The sequence below is a fragment of the Halomarina litorea genome (assembly GCF_024227715.1).
In the GTDB taxonomy this organism is placed as follows: domain Archaea; phylum Halobacteriota; class Halobacteria; order Halobacteriales; family Haloarculaceae; genus Halomarina; species Halomarina litorea.
The window spans coordinates 868,286-883,899 of the sequence record NZ_CP100448.1; the positions used below are offsets into that span (position 1 = coordinate 868,286).

The window sequence follows — 15,614 nt, forward strand, 5'->3', positions numbered from 1 at the left end:
GTCCGGCCCACCGCCGGGGGACGCTCGTGGGGACGGCCCGTCGAACGGGCTTCACTCCGTAGGTGGCTGTTCGCTCCCGGTGCGCACCTCCTGTCCGATGGCGATGGTCCCCTCCCGGGAGATGCTGACCTGCGCCTCGCCGCGCGACTCCTTGACCTGCCAGAGGGCGGTGGCCTCCTCGCCCGCGGCCGTCTCCACCCGAATCCGGTACTCGCCGACGTGCGAGACGCCCTCGGTCCGGTCGGAGGCGGCGGGCGCGAGGTCGAAGGTGGTCTCGAACACCTGGTCGTCACCCTCGCGCCCGCGGAGGACGGTGACGGTCACCTCGTGGGCCTCGTCGTCGTCGTTGTAGACGGTGATGTGTCGCGGCTCCGAGACGGTCGGCTCGGGCGCGCGCGACCCGAAGGGGAGCGAACACCCTGCCGTGGCGACGCCGAGAAACGTGGGGAGCGTCCGAAGGAGGGTGCGGCGGTCGAGGTCCATGTTCGTCCAGCGGGGAGTCCGTCGGATAGCGCTTTCGCCGGACGGCAGGCGGATGATAGCGATCCGCACGCGGCGCTCACCGGGTAGTCACCGTTTTACGCGTCGGACCGATACGAACGGCCATGATTGACCCGGCGACGCTCGACGTGACGCTCGTGGACGGCTACGTCGACGAGCCGGCGCACTTCGGCGTCCCGCCCTACGTCTCGACGTACCCGCGCTACACGGCGGGCGCACTCGTCGACGCCGGCGTCCCCGAGGAGCGAATCACCTACCACACCATCGACGCCCTGCGAGAGACGCCGGCGAAGTGGCAGGATGTCGAGGAAGCCGACCTCATGGTGTACATCGGCGGGATGACCGTCCCCGGAAAGTACGTCGGGGGGACGCCCGCCGAACCCGACGAAGTACGGAGAATGGCGTGGACCGCGACGGGGACGACGCTGATGGGCGGGCCCGTCCGCTTCGGCGTCGGCGACCAGAACGAGGGCGGCAGCGACATGGAGCGAAAGGACCTCGACTACGACTTCGTCGCGAAGGGCGACGTCGAGGCCGCCGCGTTCGACCTCGTCGCGAGCGGGCTGGAGGGATTCGGCAACCGGATGCGCGACGTCGAGGAGGTGACCCGCTGGGCGCGCAAGGGCGCGTTCGTCGTCGAGAACCACCCCAATCATCCGGACTACCTCATCGCCGAACTGGAGACGGGGCGGGGCTGTCCCTACCGGTGTTCGTTCTGTACGGAACCGCTCTACGGCAACCCAACGTTCCGGCCACCGGAGACGGTGGTCTCGGAGGTGGAGGCGCTGTACGAACGCGGTGTGCGACACTTCCGACTGGGCCGGCAGGCCGACATCCTCGCGTACGGCGGCGACGGCGAGGCCCCGAACCCCGACGCCCTCCGCGACCTCTACGGCGGCATCCGCGAGGTGGCCCCGGACCTCGGGACGCTCCACCTCGACAACATGAACCCCATCACGGTGGTGGAGTACCCCGAGAAGTCCCGGGAGGGAATCGAGGTCATCGCGGCACACAACACGCCCGGCGACACGGCGGCGTTCGGCCTCGAATCGGCCGACCCCGTCGTGCAGGAGGAGAACAACCTCAACGTCACCGCCGACGAGTGTTTCGAGGCGGTGCGGGTCGTCAACGAGGCGGCCGGATGGCGGCCCGGTGAAGACCCATCACGAGCGCCGACCCACGGCGAGGAGACCAAACGCCTCCCGAAACTCCTGCCCGGTATCAACCTGCTCCACGGCCTGAAGGGGGAGACACGCGAGACCTACCAGCTCAACAAGGAGTTCCTCCACCGCGTCTACGACGCCGGCCTGATGCTCCGCCGGGTGAACATCCGGCAGGTGATGGCCTTCGACGGGACGGAGATGTCGAAGACAGGGTCGCAGATAGCGAAGGACCACAAGAAACTGTTCAAGCAGTACAAGCGGGAGGTGCGCGAGGAGATAGACAACCCGATGCTCAAACGCGTCGCACCCGCCGGGACGCGCCTGCCGGACGTCCACCTCGAATATCATCAGGACGGCAAGACGTTCGGCCGCCAGTTGGGTACGTACCCGCTGCTGGTCGGGATGCCCGGCGAACTCGAACTCGGGCGGACGGTGGACGTGGCGGTGACGGACCACGGCTACCGCTCCGTCTCGGGGGTCCCCTACCCGCTAGACGTGAACGCGGCGTCGATGAACGAACTCACCGCGATTCCGGGCCTCGGGAAACAGCGGGCGGGCAACCTCGTCGTGGACCGGCCGTTCGCCACCATCGAGGACGCCGAGTCACGGGCGGAGGTGGACCTGCGGGACTTCGCCACCGTCCGGTCGCCCGAGGGCGCGGACTGAGTCGCCGTCGCCCCCCGACCCAGAAGGTTCATACGCCACAGGGCGCAACGCCGGGCAATGACTGTCGAGGTGAGCGTGGTCCTCCCCGCGTACAACGAGGAGGCGACCATCGGCGACACCATCGCCGTCACGCTCGACACCCTCGATTCGTTCCTCCCGGAGGGGTCCTTCGAGGTCCTCGTCGCGGAGGACGGTTGTGACGACCGGACCCCGGAGATAGCCGCAGGCATCGCCGGGCAGGACCGCCGGGTGCGCCACGTCCACTCCGACGAGCGACTCGGGCGGGGCGGCGCACTCGTCCGTGCGTTCCGCCTCGCGGCGGGCGAGACGCTCGTCTACTTCGATACGGACCTCGCGACCGACATGCGCCACCTCGAGGAACTCGTGGAGTCGGTGCGCGTGGAGGGCTACGACGTCGTGACGGGGTCGCGCTGGATGCCCGGCGAGGTGGCGGACCGGCCCGCGAGGCGCGGGGTCCCCAGTCAGGGGTTCAACACGCTCGTGCGGACGTTCCTCGGGTCGGAGTTGCGCGACCACCAGTGCGGGTTCAAGGCGTTCGACCGGACGGCCCTGTTCGACCTGCTGGAGGACGTGAAGGACGAACACTGGTTCTGGGACACGGAGGTGCTCGTGCGCGCCCAGCGGTCGGGCTACCGGGTCCGGGAGTTCCCCGTCCGCTGGGAGCCGAAAGGCGACACGAAGGTCGACCTCGTCCGGGACGTCCTCGGGATGGGGAGCCAGATTCTGCGGTGCTGGTGGGAGTTCTCCGTCCAGCCGAGGGCCACCCGCCGGGTGACGCTCGGCGCGGGGTCGCTGCTGGTCGTCCTCGCCGTCCTCCTGATGACGCAGTACCTCGACTTCGGCGCGGTGCTCGACCGGATGGCGGCGGCCGACCCGGTCTACATCGCCGTCGCCGCCGCCGTCTACGTCGTCTCGTGGCCCCTCCGCGGCGCGCGCTACCGGGACATCCTCGCCGAACTGGGCTACCACGAACGCGTCGGCTTCCTCACGGGGGCGGTGTTCATCTCGCAGACGGGGAATCTGGTGTTCCCGGCCCGGGCGGGTGATGCCGTCCGCGCCTACGTGGTCAAGGCCAGACGGGGCATCCCGTACCCCTCGGGGTTCGCCTCGCTGGCGGTCGAACGCGTCTTCGACCTGCTGACCATCACGACGCTCGCCGGGGTGGTCCTCCTCGGACTGGCGGGTGCCGGCCTCGCGGACCCCTCGGGGCTGGACGCTCTCCCGGCCAGCTATCGCGAGAGCGGGCGGGCGGCGCTGTACGTCGCGGGCGTCGTGGGCGTCCTCGCGGTGACGGCCGTCTCGCTCATCCTGACGACGGCCCGCTCGGAGGGCAGTGCGGTGCGCGGGATGGTCGGGCGGCTGAGTTCCGACTCCTACGCCGACTACGTCGCGGACGTGGTCGAACGGTTCGTGGGGGACGTCCAGCGGGTGGCAGGCGACCGGGGGGCGTTCGCCCGCATCGGCGCGTCCAGCGTCGCCATCTGGACGCTCGACGTGGTCACCGCACTGCTGGTGTTCGCCGCGTTCGACGTGGCGCTCTCGCCCGTCGTCCTCGTCGCGGTGGGCTTCTTCGCCGTGAGCGTCGGCAACCTCGCGAAGGTCCTGCCGCTCTCGCCGGGCGGCATCGGCCTCTACGAGGGGGCGTTCACGCTCATCGTCGTCGCGCTCACGCCCGTCGGCTTCCCGGTCGCCCTCGGCGCGGCCATCGTCGACCACGCGGTCAAGAACGTCGTCACCGTCGTCGGGGGCGTCGCCTCGACGCTCCTGTTCAACGTCTCGCTCACCACCGCCGTCGAGGAGTCCCGCGACGTCGAGGGCGAGGTCCCCGAGACGGACTAGTACAGGGACGTCACGAACGGTCCCAGCGCGCCGGCGACGGCCCCCGCGAGGGCGGACTCGCGGTCGGTCGCCCCGCCCGTGAGTGCGCCCGCCGCACCCTGCTTCTTCGCGACGTCAGCTTCGCCCAGCACGTCGTCCATCACCGGCCCGAGTTCCTCGCCCGCCTCGACGCGGGCCGCGATACCGTCGGGGAGGCGGAGGCCGGGTCCGGTCCCGCGCCCCCATCGCTCGCCGTCGGTGGCGGCGGCCCACATCACCAGCCAGAGTCCCTCGGCGTACTCGCGGCGCGCGACGCCGCCCTCGATGCCCACACCGAGGTCGAACCCGCTCTCACCGTCTCGGTCGTTCTCGGGGCCGCTCGCGGCGAGGACCGTCTCCGCGCGACCCTCCGCCCCTGCGAGCGTCTCGGCCTGTCCGAACGGCTGTTCCGCGACACCTGACTGAACGCCGATAGAAGTGACGGACCACCCCGCCGGTACGACCCGTTCGACCGCCCGTCGCTTCACCGGATTTCGGCTCCCGACGCCCACGTGCATAGCGGGTCGATTCCCCCGCGAACGGGTTCCCGCTTGCGGTTCGATGCGTTCTCGCGAACGGATAGTTCCCCCTCCCGAGTCAATCGCTCCCAACAAAGAGGTATCGGTAACGTTAAGAAGCTTTCGGGCCAAGGTGTTCCACCGAACGGCTGTCCGGGATTTTCGGGGCGGTATCCTGCCCGGATAGCACTCGCCCCCGACCAATGAGCGACTCCAATACGCGAACGCGAGAACGACGAACGGAGACCGAGGAGACGGAGGAGAGCGAGGGGTTCGACTGCCCCGAGTGCGGCGGCGCTCTCATCTCCGACACCGAGCACGGTGAGACGGTGTGCCAGGACTGCGGACTCGTCGTCGAGGAGGACAGCATCGACCGCGGCCCCGAGTGGCGCGCGTTCGATTCCGCAGAGAAGGACAAGAAGTCCCGGGTCGGTGCCCCCACCACGAACATGATGCACGACAAGGGGCTCTCGACGAATATCGACTGGCGGGACAAGGACGCCTACGGCAACTCGCTGGGGAGTCGCCAGCGCGCGAAGATGCAGCGCCTGCGCAAGTGGAACGAGCGCTTCCGGACGCGCGACTCCAAGGAGCGCAACCTGAAGCAGGCGCTCGGTGAAATCGACCGCATGGCGAGTGCGCTCGGCCTGCCCGAGAACGTCCGCGAGACCGCCTCGGTCATCTACCGCCGCGCGCTCGACGAGAACCTTCTGCCGGGCCGGTCCATCGAAGGGGTCGCGACGAGCGCGGTGTACGCCGCCGCCCGGCAGGCGGGCGTCCCGCGCTCGCTGGACGAAATCGCCGACGTCTCGCGCGTCGAGAAGAGCGAGATCGCCCGCACCTACCGCTACGTGGTCCGCGAGCTCGGCCTCGAGGTGAAGCCGGCGGACCCCGAGAGCTACGTCCCCCGGTTCGCCAGCGCCCTCGGTCTCTCGGACGAGGCGGAGAACCGCGCCCGAAGCCTCCTGCGCAACGCGAAGGAGAAGGGCGTCCACTCGGGCAAGTCGCCGGTCGGCCTCGCCGCCGCCGCCGTCTACGCCGCCGCCCTCCTCACCAACGAGAAGACGACGCAGGCCGCCGTCAGCGACGTCGCGGACATCAGTGAAGTGACCATCCGCAACCGCTACCACGAACTGCTGGAAGCGGAACAGGACCTCCCGCTGTAGACCGGCCACCGTCGCACACCCCGGATTTTCTTCTCACCCGCCGCGTAGCCCCACCTATGGGTCCCCGATCCGACCGCAAGACACTAGATTCCGGGCGGTGAGTCGCGGGTATGCAGACCGCGCACGCCGTCCACATCGCCGACGCGCGCGAGATGGCCCTCCCCGAGGGGTCGGTCGACCTCGTGGTCACCTCCCCGCCCTACCCCATGATTTCGATGTGGGACGACCTCTTCCGTGACCTCGACCCCGCGGTCGGCGACGCCCTCGACGCGGGGGACGGCGAACGCGCGTTCTCGCTGATGCACGACTGCCTCGCGCCCGTGTGGGACGGCGTGGTCGACGCCCTCGCGCCCGGCGGTCTCGTCTGTGTCAACGTGGGCGACGCGACACGCTCGCTGGGGGAGTTCGAACTGTTCCCGAACCACGTCGAACTGACGCGACGACTGCGCGACCGGGGCCTCTCGCAGTTGCCGGGCCTCCAGTGGCGAAAGCCGGTCAACCGCGCGACGAAGTTCATGGGGTCGGGGATGCTCCCGCCGAACGCCTACCCGACGCTCGAACACGAACACCTGCTGGTGTTCCGGAAGGGCGGTCCCCGGCAGATGGAACCCGGCGCGGACGAGCGCTACGAGGCGGCGTACTTCTGGGAGGAACGCAACGAGTGGTTCTCGGACCTCTGGGAGTTCGGCGGCGTCGGCCAGCGTCTGGGCGACGGCGAGGGTGCGCTCTCCCCGGAGACCCGCGAGCGCTCCGGGGCGTTCCCCCTCCGACTGCCCCTCCGCCTGATTCGGATGTTCTCGACGTACGGCGACCGGGTCCTCGACCCGTTCTGGGGGACGGGGACGACGACGCTGGCGGCGATGCTCGCCGCCCGCGACTCCGTCGGCTACGAACTCGACGCCGACCTCGTGGGGGCGTTCGACGAGCGAATCGCGGACCTCCCCGAGCGCTCGGTCGACCGTGCCGTCGCCCGACTGGAGCGTCACGTCGCGTTCGCCGAGGGACGCGAGGACCTCTCCTACGAGGCCGAACACTACGACTTCCCGGTGATGACCAGACAGGAGCGGCGCATCCGCCCGCGGGTCGTCGAGGCAGTCGAGTCCACGGAGGCGGGCTACGCCTGCGAGCACGCCCCGGTCGAGTTTTGAGTGGGGCCGCACAACGCCCGGTATGGACTTCGAGGAGTTCGTGCTCGCGGCGAGCACGGGGGACCTCGCGGCGGAACCCGCCGCCCGCGAACACGCCGATGCCGTCGAGTTCCGGATGGACCTCGCCGACGCGCCGCTGGAAGCGCTCGTGGAGTACGACGGGGAGCTACCGGTTCTGGCGACGAACCGCGTCGAGTGGGAGGGCGGGGAGGCCGACGACGCCCCCGAGCGACTGGAGGACCTCCGCGTCGCGGTCGAACACCCCCGCGTCGAGGCCGTCGACCTCGAACTGTCGGCCATCGCGGGCGACGACGACGACCCGCTCCGGACCATCGCCCACGCCCGCGAACACGGCGCGAAGGTCGTCGTCTCGATACACGACTTCGAGGAGACGCCCGCCAGACAGGAGATGGCTCGCCTGCTCGACCAGGCGCTGGAGTTCGGCGACGTGGGGAAACTCGCGGTCACGGCCGACTCGCCGGACGACGTCCTCCGCCTGCTGGCGGTGACGCGCGGCAAGGAGAACGCGGGCGACCCCGTCGCCACGATGGCGATGGGAGAGGCGGGGCGACACTCGCGGGCCGTCGCGCCCCTCTACGGGTCGCGCATCGGCTACGCGCCCGTCGACCCCGCCGAGGCCACCGCGCCCGGCCAGTACGACCTCGCGACGCTCAGGGACCTCGTCGAGCGCCTGTCGTAGCCCGTTCCCGGTGGGGGTCAGCACAACGCTCATGGTCGTCGGCCCGAGAGTGCCGACGATGGCCGCCCGACGACCCTGGCTCGCCGCCGTCTTGGCCGTCCTCTACCCGGGACTGGGCCACGTCTACCTGCGGGAGTGGCTCCGAGCGCTCCTGTGGTTCCTCCTCGCGCTCTCGACCGCCATGCTGGTCGTCCCCGACTCGGCGGTCCAGGGCGGCGGACTGGAGGCGATTCTCGAGGCGCAGGCGACCCTCCCGCCGGTGGCGATGGCCGCCCTCATCGGCGTGACGCTGTTCAGCGTCGTCGACGCCTACTGGCTCGCCAGTCGCGGCGGGACGCCGAGCGTCGGCGGGCGCGAGGGGGAGACGGACGACGAGGGGAACGTCCGCTGTCCGAACTGTCGGCGGACGGTCGACGGCGAGGAGTACGGCTTCTGTCCGTGGTGTGCCGCCGAACTCGAACCGACCGGCGGGGCCGCCCCCGAGGGAGACGGGGACGGCGGCGCGGGGACCAACCCCTGACCCGGCCCGACTACTGGAACATCCGCAGGGGCTGTGCCTGCGAACTCTCGTCGCTCTCGGCCTGTTGCATCCGCTGAGCGAGTCGCTCGCGGGCGTCACGTATCTCCTCGGCCTGCTCGACGAGTTTGTTGGTTTCGACTTCCACGTCCGCGATGGGGGAGACGCCGTGTTCGAGGACGACGCGCGCCGCCTCGGGGTCGGGGAACTGCGGACTGGCCTCGGCGATGAGACCGACGCTCGTCAGGTCGCGCGCCCCCGCCTCGTAGAGGAGCGCCCCGGTCGGCCCGCTGACGAGGCCGCTCTCGCGGGGCGGGACGATGCCGGCGTCGTCCAGCATGGCCTCGCCCTCGCCCGTGGCGACGCCGTACAGTTCCGGCACGTCGTTCTCCTTCTCGCTCGGCAGGCCGCTGATGTACAGCGGGGTGACGTCGTTCTCGACGAGCCAGTTCGTGAGGCAACTGGCGAAGTCGTCGGCGCTCCCCGGCGAGACGGGGATGTCGCTCTGGAGGACGAGGAGGTCGCGCGACTCGTCCGCGTAGAGGCGGACCGGGGGCCGGAGGTCCGATGACTCCCCCTGATAGGTGGCGACCTGCGGGAGCCCCTCGCAGTGGAGCGACGCGTAGTAGGTCATGTCGAACGTGGTGACGAGGTGGTCGGCGGCGATCTTCCCGACGAGGCCGATGCCCGGCAGTCCCTCGACCAGCGTGGGCGTGTCGAGGTCGACGTCGGCCCTGATGGAGATGTGAGCCATGTGTGACCTTCGCCCGGTAGTCGGTTAACGCTACCCCCGTCTCGCGGCCACACGGTCCACGCGCGCCCCGGATGGAAACGCACAAACGCGCCGGGAGGGAAGCGCGGTCATGGTTCTGGAGCGGTACGACCCGCTCGTCGACGACGTGGCGGCCTTCCGCGCGGCCTGCGAGCGGCCGCTCCCGTCGGTGGTCCGGGTCAACACCATCAAGGCCACCGTCGAACGGGCGATGCGGGCGCTGGACGACGAGGGCGAGGGGTACGAGCAGGCCGAGTGGAACCCCGAACTCCTCCGGCTGGACACCCGGTCGCCGGGCAACACGTGGCCGTACTACCACGGCTGGCTGTACGGACAGGAGGAGGTCAGCGCCCTCCCGGCGCGCGTCCTCGACCCGCAACCGGGCGAGCGCGTCCTCGACCCCTGTGCCGCGCCGGGGAGCAAGACCACCCAGCTGGCGGCGCTGATGGACGACACCGGGACGCTCGTCGCCAACGACTCCAACCTCGGGCGACTCTCGGCCCTGCGGTCGAACGCCGAGCGCTGTGGCGTGACGAACCTCGCGGTGACCCACGGCGACGCGCGCAACTTCTCACTCAAACCCTTCGACATGGAGGCGTTCGACCGCGTCCTCGTCGACGTTCCCTGCTCCTGCGAGGGGACGATTCGGAAGAACCCCGACACGCTCGACGAGTGGAGTCTCTCGCACGTCGAGGGCATCGCGGGCGTCCAGCGGGGCATCCTCGAACGGGCCGTGCAGGTCACCCGCGAGGGCGGGACGGTGGTGTACTCGACGTGCACGTTCGCTCCCGAGGAGAACGAGGGCGTCCTCGACTGGGTGCTCGACCGCGAGGACTGCCGACTCGTCCCCTTCGAGACGAACCTCGAGACGCGCCCCGGCGTCACCGAGTGGAACGGCGAGACGTACGACGAGTCGGTCGAACACGCCCGGCGAATCTATCCGCACCTCAACGACACGGGCGGGTTCTTCTGTGCGAAACTGGAGGTGGGAACGTGAGCGACCCGTCCGACGGAGATGGGGACATCCGCGAGAACGTCGGCCACCAGTTCGACCGTCTGCCCGAGACGGCCGACGACCGCGAGGTCGAGGGGCGGCCCTCCCGCCGGGCGGTCCTCGACTGGTGGGAGGAGCGCTTCGGCGTCCCGCCCGCCGTCTTCGAGGACCACACGTTCTGGGAGAAGGGGTCCGGGAAGGTGTGGGCGTTCGCCGGGAGCGTGCCCCACCCGTCGACCATCGAGGCACTCGGGATGACGCTCCTGCGGGTCAGACAGGAACACTGGAAGCCGACGACCGACGGCGTCCAGCGATTCGGACGCCACGCGACGAGGAACGTCGTCCACCTCGACCGGGAGGCGGCACGCCGGTTCGTCGCCGGCGAGGACCAGGACGTCGAGTGGGACGGCGACTGGGGGTACCTCGTCGTGACCCACGACATCGCGGGCGGGGCGGAACCCCTCGGCGTCGGCCTCTACCTCCACGGCGAGTTGCGCTCGCAGATACCGAAGGGGCGACGGCGGGTCCTCGATTGACCGGCGCGCGACCAGCGGATCCCCCCACGACGCTGACACAGGGTATCAACACTATATCTATTGCCGGGGTTTCGGCAAAACGGGTCGTTAAAATCGTCTGGACAGCTCCGGAGTCACGCGGTTTCCCGGCCCATCGGGACCCGTAGTCGCCCCCATCTCACCACCTCTCGATAGCTAAAATTATCTCCGAACAATTACATTCATTTCGACAATAACTATAAGCTATCTTGATTGTTCCTTACGTGTGAGTAACGACGAGTACGTCCCCGACGGTGGGGACCGGACTGCGAGTGGAACAACGTACGGCCGTCGACCCTTCCTGAAGGGTGCGGGGACGCTGGCCGCCGCGGGCGCGTTCTTGGGTGGTTTCGTCACCGAGGGCGGCGCGACGACTGCGGCCGACGCGCAGGTCCCGGACCGGACGCCCGACAGGACCTACGACGTCAGCGCCATCAGCCTGAACATCCCGTTCAGTCAGACCGGCCTGCACCAGCCCAACGGCGCGATGTTCGTCCTCGACGAGAACAAGGAGGACGTCCGCGCGGTCGAGGACCTCGAAGCGGGGAGCGACCCGCGGACCCGCCTCATCGAACCGCTGGTCGTCCGCGCGAACGAGGGCGAGGTCGTCGAGATTCGGCTGACGAACGAACTCGACCAGCACGTCTCGATGCACCAGACGGGCCTGCCCTACGACGTGCAGACGTCCGACGGGATGGCCGTCGGGTTCAACGAGGACACGACCGTCGCGCCCGGCGAGACCATCAGCTACCAGTGGCACGCCAACCGCCTCGGGACGTTCTTCTTCCACGACGGCGCGACGTCGCCGTACGACTCGATGCCGGACGGCAACCCCGGCAATATCAACGGCTTCGCCCGCGGCCTGTTCGGCGCGATGGTCGTCGAACCCGAGGAGGCCGAGTGGACCGACCCCCGAAACGGCGAGCCCCTGCCGAGCGGGACGCGCGCGAACATCCTCCTCGACGACGACGACGAGGCACAACCCGGCATCGACCACCGCGAGTTCGTCGTCTTCTACCACGACCCGCAGGGCGTGGTGACCGAAGACGGCGGGCACTTCAACTACCCGGGGACCGACGAGGAACAGCACGTCCACGGCATCAACTACCGGGCGGCGACGACCGGCGGGCGCTTCGACGAGGACGACCCCGACCTGAAAGACGACGCCGACCCGGTGACGTTCTACAGTTCGTGGGTCCACGGCGACCCGGGCGGCGGCGACACCGTCTTCGAGGCGTACACCGGCGACCCGACGAAGTTCGTCGCCGTCGGTGCCCAGCTAGAGGAGAACCACGTCCACCACATCCACGGTCACCGCTGGCAGGAGGGCCAGTTCCCGGAGGGTGGTGAGGAGACCGACACCATCGACGCCCAGACCATCGGTCCGGGCGCGACCTACGAGGCGTACCTGACGGCCGCCTACGGTGACGACAGCTCCTACCCCGACCGCGACTTCGAGGAGGCGTTCGACATCGGCGCCGGCGGCACCCACCAGGCCCCCGGCGATTACTTGTTCCACTGCCACCTCTTCCCGCACTACGGCGAGGGGATGAACGCCATCTTCCGCGTCAACGACAAGGTGAAAGACGACCTCGTCGAACTCCCGAACAACCGGGCGGACGACGACGACGACGACAACCTCTACCCGGCCGACTCGGACCGACCCAGCTGGCAGGAACTCGTCGGGACGACCATCGACGAGGAGGGCGAGGCACCCGCCAAACCCCCCGGACAGGGCCGCGAACCCACCGCCGAGGAGGAAGAGCACCTGACGCCGCTGGTCGACGGGGCGCCCTACGTCGACCCGTGCATCGAGGAGGAGGTCAAGCGGACCGTCGAGTACGAGACGGTCGCGCTGTTCTCGAACATCGTCTACAACGACTCGGGCGACCACGACCCCGACGGCCGCATCTTCATGGCCAAGTCCGCGAAGATAACGGAGCACCGCGAGGACGGCGACGTGGTCGTCCTCGACCAGGACTACTCCGAGGACGTCCAGAAGGTGCGCGACGGGGAGATGAACCCCGAACCGCTCGTCCTGCGGGCGAACGTCGGTGACTGCATCGAGGTCACGCTGACGAACGAACTCCCCCAGGACGCCTCGCACCACATCCACTTCGTCTCCTACGACCCGCTCGGGTCGGACTCGACGATGGTCGGCTACAACTACGACAGCGGGACGGATCCCGGCGAGTCGCGCACCTACCGCTGGTTCGCCGACGAGGAGGGCACCATCTTCATGCACGACCACATGGTCGGCGTCGAGTTCGGCCAGCACGGGACGTTCTCGACGTTGCTCGTCGAACCGGAGGGGTCGGAGTGGCTCGACCCCTACTCCGGCGAACCGATGACCACGGGCGCGCAGGCGATGATCGACCCGCCCGAAGCCGAGGCGTTCCGCGAGCAAGCGCTCATCTACCACGACTTCGCGCCGCTGAAGGACCGCGACGGCAACTTCGTCAACAACAACCGCCAGCACGCCGAGAACGCGGGGGTCATGGCCATCAACTACCGGAACAGCCCGTACTTCCACCGCGACGATGCGGACCCGGCGTACGTGTTCAGTTCCGCGCGCCACGGCGACCCGGAGACGCCCGTCCTCGAGGCCTACGACGGCGACCCCATCCGCATCCGCCTCGTACAGGGCGCCTGGGAGGAACAGCACAACTTCTCGATGCACGGCCTGCGCCTCGACCGCCAAGGGCTGACCGACGCGGGGTCGACGGCACAGATCATCGGCACCTCCGAGGCGTTCACCCTCGGGACCGTCGCCTCGCGCATCCCGCAGGACCTGAGCGAGAACGAGAACGACGAGGTGCTCACGGACCCGAACCTCGACGTCCTCATGCAGGACACCGGCGGGCCGATGCCCAACCCGAACGGCCTGCCCGTCACCGACTTCCTGTACGGGTCGACCATCGACGAGGACCTCTGGACCGGCATGTGGGGCATCACCCGCGTGTGGGGCGACTCGGTCAGTCACCTCCAGCCGCTGCCCGGCAACGCCCCGCCGCCGGGGCGGATCACGGACCTCCAGCTCCGCCAGATGGGCCACCCGGCCCCATTCGCAGACTTCTCGAGGGCGCGCTACGGCCAGAAGGCGAAACTGTACTATGCCGAGGACGACGACAGGACGTTCCCGGCGGACAAGGACGCCCGGCAGAACAACAGCGTCGGACGGGTGCCCCCGAAGGCACCCAGCCCGGGGTGGCCGTGCGAGGACGACGTGCCCATCCGGACGTACGACGTCTGTGCGCTCCGGACCGACATCCAGTACAACGAGTACGGCGACCACGACCCAGACGGCATCGTCTACGCCCTCGAGAGCGACGTCAACGCCATCAGGTACGGCGGGAAGAACCCCGAACCGCTCATCATCCGGGCCAACGAGGGCGACTGCATCGAGCTGACTCTCAAGAACCGCATCGAGCCCCCGGAGGACGACCACTTCCAGGCGGACCTCATCGTCGGGAAGCCCGAGACGGTCCTCGGCGAGGACCTGATGGACTTCTACGGTCCCGAGGGCCGCCTCGCGCGGTACGCCCACGGGACGACCGACGACGGCGTCGTCAGGCAGAACGTCAGCTGGATCGCGGACCGCGAGAAGCGCCGGTGCATCTCCTCCAGCGAGATCACGACGGACCTCGAAGAACAGACCGCGTCGGTCGAGGTGACCATCGCCGAGGACTGCGAGGGGGAGATCGAACTCTCCTTCGCGATGTACCGCAAGCCCTCCGCGCCCGCGCAGTTCGACGCCGAGGCCCACCAGCACCTCGTCGACGCGGAGACGCGGACGCTCGGGCCGGGTACCCACACGTTCACCGTGGACCTGCCCGAACCGACCCACCCCCTCCCGCGCGCCAACGCCCCGTGGGAGGAGTCGCTGCGGATGTCGATGCACCCCCACAAGCTGCGCTACGACGCACAGGGGAGCGACGGCGCGACGGTCGGGTTCAACTACGACCAGACGGTCGCGCCCGGCGAGGAGATCACCTACCGCTGGTACGCCGACGACGAGTTCGGCTCGCTCGTGCTCTGGGACATGGCCGACACCCGGAGCCACTGGCACCACGGCGCGTTCGGGAAGCTCATCGTCGAGCCCGAGGGCTCGGCGTACCTGAACCCGGAGACCGGCGGCAAACTCCGACAGGGGGCGGGCGACTCCGCGATGATCGTCTCCCCCGAGCGGACCTTCCGGGAGTTCGCGCTCCTGATGAGCGACGGGATGGACATCATCAACCCCACCGGCGAGTGCGTCGTCCCCATCGGCGAGGAGGACCTCGTCGTCGAGGACGGCGGCGAAGACGGCGGGGAACTCGGTGAGGAAGTCGAGGACGGCGAGGGAATCAACGTCGTCAACGACCAGGAGGACCCCGACGGAGGGGACGGTGACGAACACGGGCAGGGTCACCCCAACCACCAGCCGTGCAACCAGATCGGCGACCCCGAGGACCACGGCTACGTGGCGACGAACTACCGCTCGGAGCCATTCCGCTACCGCCTCGAGGACGACGACCGCATCCACAAGGTGTACAGCTCGGACGTCCACGGCGACCCAAACACCCCGGTGTTCAAGGCGCTCCAGGGTGAGCCGGTCGTGTTCCGCGCGAGTCAGGCCGGGACGAAGGCCCGCGGCATCTCGCTGCACCTCTCGGACCACCACTGGCCGCGCTACATGGATACGGAGAACCCGCCGGTCGTCGGCGTCGACGACCGGTTCATCCCCGGCCGCTCGATCGACCTCTACATCGAGGGCGGGGCCGGCGGGACCGCCAACAGCGCGGGCGACTTCCTCTACCGCGAGATGAAGGAGGACCGCCGGACGGAAGGCGGCCTCTGGGGCATCTTCCGCGTGCTCGTCGGCGGGTCGGATCCGACGGTCAAACCGCTCCCGGAGGACGTCGGCGCCTCCACCGCGGCCGACTGACCGGACGACCGCGCACCGCTCTCTCGCTTCTCTCGTCTCTCCGTCCGTCACTCGTTCTCTCCGCTCACAGCGCGCCGAGCACCCCGCCCGACGCGAAGGTTCACGTAGGT

12 protein-coding genes are annotated in these 15,614 nt (G+C 69.3%); 9 read left to right on the forward strand and 3 right to left on the reverse strand.

Features of this window, described 5'->3' with window-relative positions; translation table 11 throughout:
• Positions 1–51 precede the first annotated feature (51 nt).
• Positions 52–483, reverse strand: coding sequence for an Ig-like domain-containing protein (locus tag NKG96_RS04785; RefSeq protein WP_254537330.1), 432 nt, complete (start codon positions 481–483; stop codon positions 52–54).
• Positions 484–605: 122 nt separating this feature from the next.
• Between NKG96_RS04785 and NKG96_RS04790 the strand changes: the two genes are divergently transcribed.
• Positions 606–2,330, forward strand: a complete 1,725-nt coding sequence (locus NKG96_RS04790; protein ID WP_254537331.1) for a radical SAM protein — start codon at positions 606–608, stop codon at positions 2,328–2,330.
• A gap of 57 nt (positions 2,331–2,387) precedes the next feature.
• Positions 2,388–4,190 (forward strand): flippase-like domain-containing protein, encoded by a 1,803-nt coding sequence (locus tag NKG96_RS04795; protein ID WP_254537332.1) that lies wholly within the window; start codon positions 2,388–2,390, stop codon positions 4,188–4,190.
• Here the strand turns inward: NKG96_RS04795 and NKG96_RS04800 are convergent.
• A complete protein-coding gene (locus NKG96_RS04800) occupies positions 4,187–4,726 on the reverse strand; it encodes a DUF84 family protein (protein WP_254537333.1) in 540 nt (179 codons plus the stop codon). The genes NKG96_RS04795 and NKG96_RS04800 overlap by 4 nt on opposite strands.
• A gap of 203 nt (positions 4,727–4,929) precedes the next feature.
• Between NKG96_RS04800 and NKG96_RS04805 the strand changes: the two genes are divergently transcribed.
• The 4 genes from NKG96_RS04805 to NKG96_RS04820 all read left to right on the forward strand — a co-directional run bounded on the left by NKG96_RS04805 (position 4,930) and on the right by NKG96_RS04820 (position 8,260).
• The gene (locus NKG96_RS04805) at positions 4,930–5,892 is read left to right on the forward strand and encodes a transcription initiation factor IIB (protein WP_254537334.1); all 963 of its coding nucleotides are present in this window, start codon (positions 4,930–4,932) and stop codon (positions 5,890–5,892) included.
• A gap of 110 nt (positions 5,893–6,002) precedes the next feature.
• Complete coding sequence (locus NKG96_RS04810) at positions 6,003–7,040, forward strand: DNA-methyltransferase (RefSeq protein WP_254537335.1); 1,038 nt, start codon at positions 6,003–6,005, stop codon at positions 7,038–7,040.
• 22 nt (positions 7,041–7,062) lie between these two features.
• A complete protein-coding gene (locus NKG96_RS04815) occupies positions 7,063–7,740 on the forward strand; it encodes a type I 3-dehydroquinate dehydratase (protein WP_254537336.1) in 678 nt (225 codons plus the stop codon).
• Between the two features lie 58 nt (positions 7,741–7,798).
• The gene (locus NKG96_RS04820; RefSeq protein ID WP_254537337.1) at positions 7,799–8,260 is read left to right on the forward strand and encodes a DUF7575 domain-containing protein; all 462 of its coding nucleotides are present in this window, start codon (positions 7,799–7,801) and stop codon (positions 8,258–8,260) included.
• Between the two features lie 10 nt (positions 8,261–8,270).
• Here the strand turns inward: NKG96_RS04820 and NKG96_RS04825 are convergent, their stop codons facing one another.
• Positions 8,271–9,011: a proteasome assembly chaperone family protein gene (locus tag NKG96_RS04825; RefSeq protein ID WP_254537338.1), complete on the reverse strand. Its 741-nt coding sequence runs from the start codon at positions 9,009–9,011 to the stop codon at positions 8,271–8,273.
• Positions 9,012–9,120: 109 nt separating this feature from the next.
• Here NKG96_RS04825 and NKG96_RS04830 point away from each other — a divergent pair, with 109 nt between their 5' ends.
• From NKG96_RS04830 to NKG96_RS04840, 3 genes are all read left to right on the forward strand, one after another.
• Positions 9,121–10,026, forward strand: coding sequence for an RsmB/NOP family class I SAM-dependent RNA methyltransferase (locus tag NKG96_RS04830; RefSeq protein ID WP_254537339.1), 906 nt, complete (start codon positions 9,121–9,123; stop codon positions 10,024–10,026).
• Positions 10,023–10,559, forward strand: coding sequence for a DUF7122 family protein (locus NKG96_RS04835; RefSeq protein ID WP_254537340.1), 537 nt, complete (start codon positions 10,023–10,025; stop codon positions 10,557–10,559). The genes NKG96_RS04830 and NKG96_RS04835 overlap by 4 nt, the downstream gene beginning before the upstream one ends.
• 244 nt (positions 10,560–10,803) lie before the next feature.
• Positions 10,804–15,504, forward strand: coding sequence for a multicopper oxidase domain-containing protein (locus NKG96_RS04840; RefSeq protein ID WP_254537341.1), 4,701 nt, complete (start codon positions 10,804–10,806; stop codon positions 15,502–15,504).
• Positions 15,505–15,614: the final 110 nt, after the last annotated feature.